The sequence below is a fragment of the Actinomyces sp. ZJ308 genome (assembly GCF_011752065.1).
Lineage (GTDB): Bacteria > Actinomycetota > Actinomycetes > Actinomycetales > Actinomycetaceae > Actinomyces.
Genome location: NZ_JAAIJY010000024.1, coordinates 16,882 through 29,631, shown reverse-complemented (window position 1 = coordinate 29,631; position 12,750 = coordinate 16,882). Strand labels below are relative to the sequence as shown.

Annotated in this window: 10 protein-coding genes; 5 read left to right on the top strand and 5 right to left on the bottom strand. The window is 69.2% G+C overall.

All coding sequences use genetic code 11. The features are described from left to right. Window positions 1–273 precede the first annotated feature (273 nt). The 3 genes from HCR68_RS10425 to HCR68_RS10415 all read left to right on the top strand — a co-directional run bounded on the left by HCR68_RS10425 (window position 274) and on the right by HCR68_RS10415 (window position 3,614). Complete coding sequence (locus HCR68_RS10425; protein WP_167149237.1) at window positions 274–2,388, top strand: DUF2029 domain-containing protein; 2,115 nt, start codon at window positions 274–276, stop codon at window positions 2,386–2,388. A gap of 102 nt (window positions 2,389–2,490) precedes the next feature. Continuing rightward, the gene (locus HCR68_RS10420) at window positions 2,491–3,195 is read left to right on the top strand and encodes a TetR/AcrR family transcriptional regulator (protein WP_167149235.1); all 705 of its coding nucleotides are present in this window, start codon (window positions 2,491–2,493) and stop codon (window positions 3,193–3,195) included. After that, on the top strand, window positions 3,192–3,614 hold the full coding sequence (locus HCR68_RS10415) for a hypothetical protein (RefSeq protein WP_167149233.1): 423 nt from the start codon (window positions 3,192–3,194) through the stop codon (window positions 3,612–3,614). Before HCR68_RS10420 ends, HCR68_RS10415 begins: the two co-directional genes overlap by 4 nt. A gap of 276 nt (window positions 3,615–3,890) precedes the next feature. Here HCR68_RS10415 and HCR68_RS10410 read toward each other — a convergent pair whose 3' ends face one another. The 3 genes from HCR68_RS10410 to HCR68_RS10400 are packed head-to-tail and all read right to left on the bottom strand — an operon-like array spanning window position 3,891 to window position 5,704. Beyond that, window positions 3,891–4,430, bottom strand: a complete 540-nt coding sequence (locus HCR68_RS10410; protein WP_167149231.1) for an NAD(P)H-dependent oxidoreductase — start codon at window positions 4,428–4,430, stop codon at window positions 3,891–3,893. 56 nt (window positions 4,431–4,486) lie between these two features. Continuing rightward, on the bottom strand, window positions 4,487–4,729 hold the full coding sequence (locus HCR68_RS10405; RefSeq protein WP_167149229.1) for a hypothetical protein: 243 nt from the start codon (window positions 4,727–4,729) through the stop codon (window positions 4,487–4,489). 3 nt (window positions 4,730–4,732) lie between these two features. After that, window positions 4,733–5,704: an SPFH domain-containing protein gene (locus HCR68_RS10400; RefSeq protein WP_167149227.1), complete on the bottom strand. Its 972-nt coding sequence runs from the start codon at window positions 5,702–5,704 to the stop codon at window positions 4,733–4,735. 302 nt (window positions 5,705–6,006) lie between these two features. Here HCR68_RS10400 and HCR68_RS10395 point away from each other — a divergent pair, with 302 nt between their 5' ends. Further along, window positions 6,007–7,521 (top strand): replication-associated recombination protein A, encoded by a 1,515-nt coding sequence (locus HCR68_RS10395; RefSeq protein WP_167149225.1) that lies wholly within the window; start codon window positions 6,007–6,009, stop codon window positions 7,519–7,521. Between the two features lie 130 nt (window positions 7,522–7,651). Here the strand turns inward: HCR68_RS10395 and HCR68_RS10390 are convergent, their stop codons facing one another. Then, window positions 7,652–10,285, bottom strand: coding sequence for a (Fe-S)-binding protein (locus HCR68_RS10390; protein ID WP_167149223.1), 2,634 nt, complete (start codon window positions 10,283–10,285; stop codon window positions 7,652–7,654). Window positions 10,286–10,814: 529 nt separating this feature from the next. On the opposite strand from HCR68_RS10390, the gene HCR68_RS10385 reads away from it, so the two are divergent. After that, entirely contained in the window at window positions 10,815–12,257 is a 1,443-nt protein-coding gene (locus tag HCR68_RS10385; protein WP_167149222.1) for a YbjN domain-containing protein, read from the top strand. Between the two features lie 38 nt (window positions 12,258–12,295). On the opposite strand, the gene HCR68_RS10380 is transcribed toward HCR68_RS10385, so the two are convergent. Beyond that, window positions 12,296–12,613, bottom strand: coding sequence for a DUF4235 domain-containing protein (locus tag HCR68_RS10380; protein ID WP_167149220.1), 318 nt, complete (start codon window positions 12,611–12,613; stop codon window positions 12,296–12,298). Window positions 12,614–12,750 lie beyond the last annotated feature (137 nt).

Below are 12,750 nucleotides of genomic sequence, written 5' to 3'. Positions count from 1 at the left end.
CCGGAGCGCGGTTCGTGGGCCGACGGTGGGTGCGTGCGGCGTCGGGCGGGTGCCTTCCGTGCGGCGTTGGGCGGGTGCCTTCCGCGCGGGTGGGGACATCGCCGCGCCGGCGGGGGCGTGTCACGCGTACGGGGACAGAAAACCTGCACCCGTACGCGCAGGATGTCCCCGACCGTGCGAAAAGGTCCCCGGTCGTGCGGGCCTCCCCGCAGTTGACCGATCGGTTTGTACTCCCCATTGTTTGCCGCGCCTCAGGAATTTGAGACTGGATCTATGAGTAACGAGGAGACAAAAGGGTTCGATGGCCCCGACGAGCAGCTGGATTCCTCTGGTGCGGTTAGCAGGCGGCCGCTGCGGCGCCGGTGGCTGGTCTTCAGCCTTCTCGCTGGGATCAGCCTGGCGGCAGGGGTTGCGACATTCATCCTGGTGCTCAGGGGGTTTGTCGCTGCCTGGCGGGCGCCGATTCCCGTGAGCGATGAGTCGTGGTGCATCTGGGTGGTGCTGGTTGCGATGGTCGTCTCAGGTGCCTGCTGGGCGTTGCGTCCGTCTCGGAAAATGACTGCTGGCAGTTTCTTGGGTGCGGCCATTGCAATCGTCCTCACTTCCTTCCTCGCCTACCCTCTCGTCGGGTCGGGTGTTGATGCGTTCATTGAGTCGGGCATGAGTATTCCTGACTTTGTTGGTCAGCTGCTCACCGCGTGGGGATGTTTTGCTATCGCCGTCCTGGCCAATATTGCCGGGCGTGCATACGGTCATGCCACCCTGTCTCCCTCAGAGGGTCACGAAAGGTCTGTCGCCCCTAAATCCGACGACGATGTTGTCTCGATCGTGACCATGAGTGAGGTTCTGGCCGCGATGTCCTCCAGGTTGCCGCTTCCCAGAGACTCTCGGCGTGAGGAGAGCGGAGAGAGTAGCGGTCGGAAACGCATGAGCAAGTACGTCCAGCGTCTGGGGGCGGCTTCGGTGGGGGTGGTGACTGCCGTGGCGATCGCTGTGACGGCGCCGATGGTTATCAACGAGCGCCTCGATCCGTTTGTTCGCGTCACAGCAAGCGTCTCGGCCAGTCATGACGACTATCCGACGGTCGAGCAGATTTCTGCTGCGGCTGCAGGCCGCGACCCGTCGAAAGTCATGGACCCGGCATGGAAGGTCTCTTTCGGTGACATGAATGTGCGACAGATTCTTGCCGGGGTGCGTGGCGCGGTCGCGATCACTGACAGGGGCGTCTATGGTCTGGACTCCTCGACCGGGGACGTCATGTGGTCCTTCGCCACCGCCGGTCTGAAGGACTCTTCCGACAAGACGGTTGTCAGATCTCTGAGGGGCGTGAATATCTACGCCGAGGAGTCGGCCTTCACCTCCCCCGACGGTACATGGCTCGCCTATGCCTTCGACGTTACACTAGACGGTAGTCCCGGTGGTAAGTGGTCACCAGAGGACATTACACGTGTCGTGGTTCTTAATACGGACACTGGTCGTGTCGCTCTCGATACCCAAGTCGCTGGATCGGCGCCGGTCGTGCAACTGACCGACTCCACGACCGTCATCAATCGCCGGGTCTATGACACCGCCAGTGGTCGGGAGCTTGCGCTGCTGGATGATGAGAAGGCCGCGATCCCGGGACCGGGAGGTCATTCCACAGTTCTTACTCGGCGTAAGGAGGAGGATCTGTCGAGATCTTCTTGGGTAAGTGTTGACACTCTGTCCGATCAGTATTTACGTGCGGTTGCGTCTGATCAATGGGCGCATGACGATCTGTATGATGATATTGATGCTCAGGTAATTGATGGGCGAGTCATCAATGTTGGTGGCTGGGTGGTTGTCAATGATGTCAATAAGAATACGATTCAAAATGCTGACACCGGTGCAACCGTGTCCCTCAACAACGAGGGTGAGTCGACTGATTGGCGTATAGTGGGAATTCAGGCTAGCGCTCAGGCCGTGTCCACCTGGAGCGTTCAGGACTATGTTGATGGTGAGGCTGAAAATTATGGCCACCCGCTGGAGCTGCATGTCTTCGATACGCGTACGGGAAAGGTGATGACTGTTGATCCAGCTGGAACATATCGTACTGTCGTGGATGACGGCAGTCGTGCGTCGGGTACATCGTATTCCGGGGCGGTGGACACCGCTGTTTTCTCGACGCGTGTTGATGACGGTATTCACGCGGAATCTTATGATGATCTTGTTATCAGGCAGAATGACGCGACTCGCCAGGATCGGGGAGCTGTTCGCGCTGGTGATACCGACCGTCCGTGGGTTAACATCTCGTTGCCGCAGTTCGAATCTGTAGGTAGTCCTGTGGCGCTGTGCCCGGGCGGGGTCGTCGTCTCTGGTGGTTCCGAGGCGGGTGTCAATGAGGTGACCGGCAGAAAAGCCCCTCTGTAGTAACGCCTCGAAACGGGCTGTAGGGTGCGGAACGAGGCTGCTGGCAGGCCGGGAGGGCTGCAACAGTCTGCGAGCCAACCGTTCGTCCGGTACCGTGATCGTGTGGCTAACGATCGTTCACCTTCGATGCGGGACAGGCTGCTCGACGCCGCCCTGGAACGGTTCTCCCGGGATGGCTGGGGCGGCACCTCCATCCGCGACCTGGCCCGCGACGTCGGCGTGCGCGAGGGCTCGGTCTACAAGCACTTCCGCTCCAAGCAGGCGATCTTCGACGCCCTCATCCAGCGGGCCGACACGCGCATGGCCGAGGTTGCCGCCGCCCTGGGCGTCTCGGTCGCCTCACCCGGCAACGCCCTGCCCGGCTACCTCGGCATCGGCGAGGACCGGCTGGTCGCCGTCGCCGAGGGGTTCTTCGACGCCGTCCTGCACGACCCTGAGCTCGCGGCCCTGCGCCGTCTGTTCGTCGTCAGCCAGTACCGCGACCCCGAGATCGGGCGTCGGCTGCGCCACTACTGGATCGAGCAGCCCCTCGCCTTCCAGGCCGACATCTTCGCCGGACTCATTCGCGTCGGTGGCTTCCGGGAAGGCCTCGACCCGCAGGCCACGGCACTGGCCTTCTTCGGGCCGATCCTCACCCTGCTGCAGCTCGCCGAGTCCGGTGACGACGTCGAGGAACGCGCGCGGGCCCAGCTGCGGGCCCACGTGCGCCATTTCGGGACGACCCATCGCCGTCAGGCTCCGGACGCGGCGGAGCCTGACGCGCGGGATCAGGTGGCCGAAGCATCGGCGGGGGCGACGGAGTCATGAGTCGGTACTGCACGGTGGTGCGGGTGGTCTTCGCGATCGCCTTCCTGAGCGGGGCGCTGGTGCACCTCTACATCGGGCGCTTCTCCCCGCACAGCTACGCGGTCTTCGCGGACACGGCCCTGTTGCCCTGGCTCGCCGAGCTGTGGCGGGGCTTCGTCATGACGAACATCGGTTGGCTGAGCCTGATGGCGGCCGCCTTCGAGCTCGCCGTCGGCGTCGGGCTGCTCGCCCGTGGGCGGGTGCGACGGTTGGCGGTCCTGGCGGCACTGGGCTTCTTCGCCTTCATCCTGGTCCTGGGCTACGCCTGGCCGGCGAGCAGTGCGTGGGAGGACTTCCTGAAGAACCGCGCCTTCACCCTGGTCATGGCCGCAGCACTGGCCCCGCTCCTGCGCGCGCCGGACCGACCGTGCCGCGCGTAGACGTGGGAGCGGCCTTGTTGCCGTCGTTGTCACCGGATCGGGAGCCGCCTGCGTGTCCAAATCTGCAGCAAAGGAGTCCGGTCGCCCTTACGTCGCCGACGACAACCCCGGAATCATGCGGTTTTGTTTGTCGGTTCTGAGCCCGAAAGCAGCCTTTGCTGCAGATTTGGACACCGAGCCCGCTTGTCGTACGGAATTCGGGGCGGGCCGATCGGCCCGCCCCGCTCGGAGTGTTGGTCAGGTCTCGCGTGCGACCCAACCGATGCAGGCGGCCTCTTAACCAGCGGCCTCAACGACGGCGTCGAGCAGCTTGGCCAGCTGGCCGGCGCGGTTGTCGGCCGGTACGAGCTCGCTGCGGTTGCGCACGTCGGCGGCGAAAGTCAGGTGCACCTCGGGGGCGACCACGCGCATGCCCCACAGTGCCACGATGGTGCGCCACTGCTCGACGGCCCGGATCGCGCCGTCGCCGGAGTAGCCGACGAAGCCGATGGCCTTGCCGAAGAACTCCGGGGCCAGGTGGTCGACGGCGTTCTTGAAGGCGCCGGGGACGCCGTGGTTGTACTCGGGCGTGACGAACACGTAGCCGTCGAGCGCGTCGATCGTGTCCGACCAGCGCTGTACCCGCTCGTCGTCGTACTGCTTGTTCCTCGTGGCCGGCGGCGCACCCGTGACGAGGGGAAGGTCGAAGGACTTGACGTCCACGAGGGAGTACTCGGCGTCGCCGCGCTGGCGGGCCTGCTCCAGGACCCAGGCGGCGACCTGCTCGCCGAGGCGCCCCTCACGGATGGATCCGAGGACGATGCCGATCTTGGCCATAGCGGCCCTCCTTCAGGAAAGTGGTGGTGCACCGCCCACCCTACGCGCCGCCGCGGTCACCGCCCGTGCGACGGGCCGACGACGTCGCGTGGGTCGCCGGATGTGTCCTTGCGCGGTCGGCCCCGGCCGCGCAAGGGGGCCGCCTTGACGCCGCGCCCGGCGTCGTCGAGCGCGCGTCGCAGGAGGACCTCGATCTGGGCGTTGACCGAGCGCAGGTCGTCCGCCGCCCACTTGGCGATGGCCGCGTGGACGGCGGGGTCCAGCCGGAGCAGGACCTGCTTACGCTCTTTTCCCGCCACGGCTCAAGCGTAGAGGGAGCCGGTGTTGACGACGGGCTGGGTGCGCTGGTCGGAGCAGAGGACCACCAGGAGGTTGGAGACCATCTGGGCTCGGCGCTCCTCGTCCATGGTGACGATGTCATCGGCCTCCAGGCGCTTGAGGGCCTGGTCGACCATGGTCACGGCGCCCTCGACGATCTGCTCGCGGGCGGCGATGACGGCGCCGGCCTGCTGGCGCTGCAGCATCGCCTGGGCGATCTCGGGGGCGTAGGCCAGCGAGGAGATGCGCACCTCGACGATCTCCAGGCCCGCCAGCGCCACCCGGGCCGCGACCTCCGTTGCGAGCTCGGCGGAGACGAGGTCCGTGCCGCCGCGCAGCGAGGTCTCGCCCGGGCCCGGCTCGTCGTAGGGGTGGGTGGTGGCCACGTGGCGCAGCGCGGACTCGGCTTGAGCCCGGATGAACTGCTCGTAGGCCTCGACGGCGAAGACAGCGCGGGCGGTGTCGGCCACCTGCCACACGACGATGGCGGCGATGTTGACAGGATTGCCGTCCAGGTCGTTGACCTTGAGCTCACTGGTCTCGAAGTTGTGGACCTTGATGGAGACCTTCCGGCCAGTGGTCAGCGGCGGGACGAGCGCGAGCCCCGGGCGCCGCACGGTGCCGATGTAGCGGCCGAAGAACCGGCGGACGCTGGTCTCGCCCGGAACGACGATGGTGAAGCTGGTGTACAGGAAGAAGGAGACGAAGAACCCGACTGATCCGACAATCGCGCACAGCCTCCCACCCGGCTCACCCGCGTCGGCGGCGATGGCACCGAGGATGGCAAGAACCACTGATCCAGCAGTGATTGCCAGGATGAGCAGGAATGCGAGGAAGGCGGCGCCCGAGCCCGCGGCCAGGGCCGGCTTCTCCGTGATATCGACACGGCTGGAGGAGTGCTCGGGGGCATTGGTGGGAGTGGGGGAGTCGGTGGAATGAGTGGGGGGTACGGACATGAGAACCTCCTTGAGTTAGCAAGATGATATCTATTTTTTGAAGAGGTGCAACTGCTCCCGACTGTGCCGTGCGGCGTTGTGGGTTGGGCGTGCCATGTCTGCGGGGCCTCGCCGCGCTGCCGGGGGCGTGTCACGCGTACGGGGACATTCGACGCCGACGGGTGCGTGCGGCTCTGGGCGGGGACATCCTGCGCGTATGGGGACGGAAATCCCGCACCCGTACGCGCAGGATGTCCCCGCCCGGACAGAGTTGGCGGCGTGCGACCAGTGTTCGTGTCGGCACCGGCCCCTACGCTCGGGGCATGGCTCGTTACGCGCCCGAACCGGACTCGCCCTCACTGTTCGACGCCGCCGGTCCCGACGGCTCCGGCCTCGTCGACGACCCGTCCCGCCCGCTGGCCGACCGGCTGCGCCCGCGGGCGCTCGACGACGTCGTCGGCCAGGACCAGCTGCTCGCCCCGGACGCCCCGCTGGGCCGCATGGTGGCCTCCGGCCGCCTGTCCTCCATCATCCTGTGGGGCCCGCCGGGCTGCGGCAAGACGACGGTCGCCCGCCTCCTGGCCGACCGCACCGGCCTGGTCTTCGAGCAGGTCTCGGCGACCTTCTCCGGGGTGGCCGACCTGCGCAAGGTCTTCGCCGCCGCGGCCCGCCGTCGCGAGATCGGGCAGGGCACGCTCCTGTTCGTCGACGAGATCCACCGCTTCAACCGCGCCCAGCAGGACTCCTTCCTGCCCTACGTCGAGGACGGGACGGTCGTGTTGGTCGGCGCCACCACGGAGAACCCGAGCTTCGAGCTGAACGGCGCCCTCTTGTCGCGCTGCCAGGTGATGGTGCTGCGTCGCCTGGACGAGACGGCCCTGACCGAGCTGCTGGCGCGCGCCGAGTCCCTGACCGGCCGCGGCCTCGCCGTGACCGCCGAGGCCCGCACCGCCCTGTTGTCCATGGCCGACGGCGACGGTCGCTACCTGCTGGGCATGGTCGAGCAGGTCCTCGCCTCCCAGGCCGCCGGCGGCCGGGCGCCGGCCGGAGCGGTGACCGACCGGGGCGGGGCGGGTGGCGCTCGGTCGGGCGCGGACGCGCCTGGCGCTGCTGATGAGCCTGGCAGTGCGGGCGGGGCCGGACCAGCCGGCTCCCGGCTGCTCGACGTCGAGGGGCTGCGCGCCGTCGTCGCCTCCCGGGCGCCCCTGTACGACAAGTCCCGCGAGGAGCACTACAACCTCATCTCGGCTCTGCACAAGTCGATGCGCGGCTCCGACCCGGACGCCGCCCTGTACTGGCTGGCGCGGATGCTGGGCGGGGGCGAGGACCCGCTCTACGTGGTGCGGCGCCTGGTGCGCTTCGCCAGCGAGGACGTCGGCATGGCCGACCCGGCCGCCCTGCAGATGACGCTGGCGGCTTGGGACGCCTACGAGCGCCTGGGCTCGCCCGAGGGTGAGCTCGCCATCGCGCAGGCGGTCGTGTACCTGGCCACCGCGCCCAAGTCGATCGCCGTCTACCGCGGCTACGGCAGGGCGGCGCGCTTGGCCCGCGAGACCGGCTCACTCATGCCGCCGGCCCACATCCTCAACGCCCCCACCCGACTCATGAAGGACCTCGGCTACGGCGAGGGATACGAGTACGATCCGGACACGACCGAGGGCTTCTCCGGCGCGGACTACCTGCCCGACGGCGTCGAGCGGCGGCCCCTCTACGAGCCCACTGCCAACGGTCACGAGCGGCGCATCCGCGAACGCCTGGAGTACTGGGAGGGCCTGCGGGCGCGAAAGCGCGGTGGGAGCCTGGGGGAGAGCGCCGCCGGCGGCGAGGACGGGGGCTGACACGCACCGGCGGGGCGTCGCCGCGCGTACGGGGACCTTTGACGCGTACGGGGACAGAAAACCCGCACCCGCACGCGCAGGATGTCCCCGCCCGGAAAAGGAGGTCCCCGCCGGCGTCGAATGTCCCCGCCTACTCGCCGCCGCGGCGCACGGCCTCCAGCATGAGGGTGGCGACGTCGGTGACCCGCACGTCGGCGCCCTCGGAGGCGACACCGTCGGAGAGCATCGTGGTGCAGAAGGGACAGGCCGTGGCGATGACCTGAGCGCCGGTGCCGATGGCCTCGCGCGAGCGCTCCACGGCGATGCGAGTCCCGATCGTCTCCTCCATGAAGGCGCGCGCCCCGCCGCCCCCGCAGCAGAAGCCCCGGTCGCGGCTGCGCGGCATCTCCACGGTGGTCGCGCCGGTCGCCTCCAGCAGCTCGCGCGGCGGGGAGTAGACCTGGTTGTGGCGGCCCAGGTAGCAGGCGTCGTGGTACGTCACAGTCGGGACGGCAGGCTCGCTCGCCGCCGTACTGGTCGCCTCCCGGCCCGACGCCGCCGGAGCGTCGTCGGCAGGTGAGTCTCCGGTCGCGGCGGACTCGCCGCCCGCCTTGCCCGCCTCCGAGGCGGGGGTCGCCTCGGCCGGAACCTCAGCGGATTCGGCGGCCCGGTTGCCGGCGGTCTCGCCGTCGCCCCCCTCAGGAGCGGCAGGCGACGACGGCGCCGTCGGCTCATCGGCAGCCTGCTCCGCGGCCTGCGGCGGCAGGGGGCGCAGCCGGCCCTCGCGCACGAGACGGTTGAGGAGCTGGGTGTAGTGGAGGACCTCGTAGCGGCCCCCGATCTGCGGGTACTCCCGCGAGATCGTGTTGAAGCAGTGCGCGCAGGTCACCACGATCTTCTGCGCCCCGACCTCGCTCAGGGTCTCCACGTTCTGCGCGGCGAGCATCTGGTAGAGGATCTCGTTGCCGGCGCGCCGGGCCGGGTCGCCGGTGCAGGTCTCGGCGTCGCCCAGGACCGCGAAGCTCACCCCCGCGGTGTGCAGCAGCTCGGCCACCGCCCGGGTCGTCTTCTTGGCGCGGTCCTCATAGGCGCCGGCGCAACCCACCCAGAACAGGTAGTCGACCTCCGCGGCGCTCTCGACGTCGTCGCCGATGACCGGCACCTCGAAGTCCAGGTTCTTGGCCCAGTCCATGCGCTTGCGCGCCGGCAGCCCCCACGGGTTCCCCTTGGACTCCATCTTGCGGAACATGCCGCCGAGCTCCTTGGGGAAGGCCGACTCCATGAGCACCTGCTGGCGGCGCACGTCGACGACGTGGTCGACGTGCTCGATGTCCACCGGGCACTGGTCCACGCAGGCCCCGCAGGTGGTGCAGGCCCACAGGACGTCGGCGGGGATGACCTCCCCGGCCAAGGGGGTCGGATGCGTGGCCACGCCCGTCTCGGTGGGGGCGGCCTTGGCGGCCAGCAGCGCGCCGAGGACGTCGCCGGTGTGGGCGGTGCCCGGCTCCAGGCCCAGGTTCGTCTCGCGCGCCAGCCCGTCGTGCATGCCCAGCGCCTTGCCCACCAGACCGCCGGAGGTGGGGCGCTCGGCCACCATCTCCTCGGTGACGTCGTCGGGCTCGACCCCGAGGGCCCCCGCGGCCCGCAGGTAGGGGGCGGCCGCGGCGTGGTGGTCGCGCAGCGCCATGACGAACAGCTTGGGCGACAGGGGCTTGCCGGTGTTCCACGCCGGGCACAGGTCCTGGCAGCGGCCGCACTCGGTGCAGGTGGAGAAGTCCAGCAGGCCCTTCCAGGTGAAGTCCTCGATGCGGCCCACGCCCAGGCGCACTTCCGGTCCCTCGCCGGAGTCGGCGGCCTCCATGGCCTCCTCCAGCGTGTCCATGGTCGCCTCGGTCAGGGGCTCGTCGCCCACCATGAGCGGCTGGAGCGGGCCCAGGGCCTTGGAGCCGTCCACCTCGCGGCGCGCGTAGACGTTGAGGATCGCCAGGAACCGGTGCCAGGCCACGCCCATCGAGGGCTGCAGGCCCACCACGACGAACCAGCTCATCGACAGCACCACCTTGACGGTGGCGACGACGACGATCGCCTCGCCCAGCGCCCCGGCGCCCAGGGGCGTGAGCAGGCCGCCGGTCCAGGCCGTCAGCGGGAAGTGCGTCCAGGAGGCCAGGGCGCGCTCGGCCGGGTCGGGGGACAGGGCCAGGTGGGCGTGCTCCAGCATCCGCAGGGCCAGCACGCAGGCGACCACGCCGATGATCGTGGCCTCGACGAACTTCGCCTGAGCCGACGTCGACCCGGCGAAGCGCGAGGTGCGCGGGCGCTTGCCGCCCTCGGAGTCGGGGGCGTAGGGCGGGGCGGCCCGCCCGGCCCGGGTCAGGCGCCAGCGCAGGACCGTCAGCCCCACGATCCCGGCCGTCGACAGCCAGGCGATGAGCTCGACGATCCAGGCCCACCAGGCGGCGTGGCCGATGAGCGGCAGCGCGAAGCTGGGTCCGCCCAGCACCTGCCCGTAGCCGGCCACCAGTGTGAGGAACAGCAGCGGGAAGGAGACCATGACCAGCCAGTGGGCGGCCTTGACGAAGGGACGGCCCTTGAAGGCGGTGTGGCCCACGAGCGCGCCCAGCGTGAGCGCCAGGCGCCGGCCGACCGGACGCAGCCGCTGCGGCGCGGTCGCGCGACCCACGGCCATGCGGGCGCCAATAGTGAAACAGGCGCGTGCGAAAACTGCCAGGCCGATCGTCGTGGCGATGACGACGACGGCGACACAGACGATCTGCACGGCACTCATCGGGTCGGGTTTCCTCAGGTCTCCGAAGGCAAAGGCGGAAACGCGCGGAGGTGGGCCGACGGCGCCCCGGAGGGTCGCCTGCGCGGCACACCGTTGGCGCTCCCGTCAGCCTACCCGCGGGCCGGTCAGGAGCCGTGGTCGAGGGGACGGGGCGGCGCGAGCCTCTCTTGGGCGCGCGCCGGTGTGGGTGAGATGGGCGCCGCAGGCGAAACTGTCACTCCTGGCGACTTTTCGGCGTGCGGTGAGCGGCGGTGCTTCGGGCGACTTCTGGCCAACCCGTCCTGACCTGGGCAGACGCGACGGCGCCGGAGGCGCGCGCGGTGCAGGTGGGCGATTCGCGGCTGGAAAAGTCGCCCGGAGTGACACCTGGGAGTGGAGCGGCGTGTCAACCCATGGAGATCTCAGGGAGGATCGCTACGGTGCTGGCCGGCGGCGCCCAGGCGCCGCGCGTCTTCCCGCCTCCCGCAGCCCTGATCCAATGACAGCCCCCGACCGACCCTGTGCCCGACCACCAGTGACAGGAGCAGCCGTGCCCCCTCGCAAGAAGCCGACCAGTAGGACCCGCCGGTCCGCCACGCCTCGCAAGCCCGCCACCCCCAGGCCGACGAAGGTCACGCTCGCCCGGGTCAAGAAGATCCTGGACGGTGTCGGCGCCCCGGTGATGAGCAGCGGCGACGGGTCGCTCGTGGGCCTGACCGACAACAGCTCCCTGAGGTTCCAGGCGGATCCCAGCCTGCTGAGCGTCTCCATCCAGTGGCACTCGAGGGCGCCGTTCTACATGGAGGAGGCGCTGTGCATGATCGTCGAGTCCTGGAACGCGAGCCCGGACAACGAGGACATGCTGCGGGCCTATGTCATCTCCTCGCCCGGGGACGACTCGGTGCGCCTGTGCGCCACCTCCACGCTGCCGGTGTCCGCCGGGATGACCAACGACCAGCTCGGCCACTACCTACGTGACGCCATCGATGCGTGCATGGATTTCGAGAACTTCCTGGAGAGCACCTTCCCGCAGACTCGCTTCGACGACTTCGCCCAGGAGGCCGGGATCCAGGTGCCCGCCGGCCCCGAGGAGCTGCTGGCCGACCTGGACGGGGAGCCCGCCGAGGCCGTGGCCCAGCTGGTCGAGCAGGCCCGGGGGCTCGTCGACAGCGACATGAACCGGGCCACCATGCTCCTGACCCAGGCCTCCAAAATCGCCGAGGCCAAGGGCCTGGACCCGGTGGAGCTGGGGATCCACGACGCCTTCGCCGCCACGATGGAGAAGGTGCTCGCGCAGCCCGAGATGCTGGGCAGCCGGGAGGAGGCACTGGGGCAGGCCATGCTCGAGGCGCTCAGGATGGAGCGGGACGACGCCGATGGTGACGATGCCGAGTCCGGCGAGCCTGACGAGTTCGCCGAGCCGAACATGCTCGACGACGGCCAGGCCGAGGCCGCGATCCTGGACCTGTTCGGGTCCCAGGATCCCGGTCGCGTCTCTCCTGAGCCGCCCGCGCTGACCCTGCCACTGGTCGTGGAGGCGCTGAGCCCCGAGTACGACTTCCTGGAGAAGGACGACGCCATCATCATCCCGATCGGTGACGATGCCCGAGAGCTGGTGGTCGCGGTGAAGGGGGCCGAGCTCGTCGTGGCGACGCGATGGAGCGGTATGGGCCCGGTGGACCGGGTCCTGGGCCCAATGATGACCAACGACTGGAACGTCTCCAGCCGGGTCCTGGGGCTGCGTACGGGCTTCGCCGATCGCATGGGCGAGGTGATCAGCGATGCGGCCGCCGCCGGGGAGGCTGCATCGACGGCAGAGGATGCGGCTGCGGAGACCAGAGCCGACACCGATGGCGACGTCATCGCCCGCGCCTCGTGGTGCCTGGCCGCGGGCGTCACCGAGGCGCAGATCGTCGCGATCGTGGACGCCGCCGCGACCGAGGTCGAGGAGATCGGCAGCTTCCTGCGCGGCGAGGCCGGTTTCAGCCTCTGAGCCTCAGCGGGCGGTGTCGGGGCGCCCCTGAGTGGCGATCAGCTGCCGATGGCGCGCTGCGCGTAGGGGGAGTCGGGGCGGCGGGCGCTGTACCACTTGGCGGCCTGGCGCAGCCCGAGCTCGCGCACCAGGGTGATGGTGGCCCCGGAGATGACCGCGAAGGCGACGACCTCGGCCAGCTGGTAGTTGAGGAGCTGGTCCTCCTCGCGCGGGGCGGGCTTGCCGGTGATCGCCCGCCAGCCCAGCGCCACGACCTTCTCGGCCACGAAACCGGAGGCGAGGGTGGCCACGGCCGCGGTCGCCTTCCACATGAAGTCGGTGGACTGGTCGATCTCGACGGGGTCCTGTGCGCTCATTGAGTCCTCCTTTAGCCCCGGCGGGCGGTTGCGTAGGTGCCTGAGTGATGGCGGTGGACCGACGACGTCGGCACCACTTTGTCCTGATCATGCCGCAGATGCGCCGACGGCGCAGCCAGTGCGCGCCCGCGTGGCGC

Bases quoted from the DNA above. Each gene is read 5' to 3' on its own strand.
- HCR68_RS10425 (WP_167149237.1), top strand. From the start codon at position 274: ATGAGTAACGAGGAGACAAAAGGGTTCGATGGCCCCGACGAGCAGCTG.
- HCR68_RS10415 (WP_167149233.1), top strand. From the start codon at position 3,192: ATGAGTCGGTACTGCACGGTGGTGCGGGTGGTCTTCGCGATCGCCTTC.
- HCR68_RS10410 (WP_167149231.1), bottom strand. From the start codon at position 4,430: ATGGCCAAGATCGGCATCGTCCTCGGATCCATCCGTGAGGGGCGCCTC.
- HCR68_RS10400 (WP_167149227.1), bottom strand. From the start codon at position 5,704: ATGTCCGTACCCCCCACTCATTCCACCGACTCCCCCACTCCCACCAAT.
- HCR68_RS10395 (WP_167149225.1), top strand. From the start codon at position 6,007: ATGGCTCGTTACGCGCCCGAACCGGACTCGCCCTCACTGTTCGACGCC.
- HCR68_RS10390 (WP_167149223.1), bottom strand. From the start codon at position 10,285: ATGAGTGCCGTGCAGATCGTCTGTGTCGCCGTCGTCGTCATCGCCACG.
- HCR68_RS10380 (WP_167149220.1), bottom strand. From the start codon at position 12,613: ATGAGCGCACAGGACCCCGTCGAGATCGACCAGTCCACCGACTTCATG.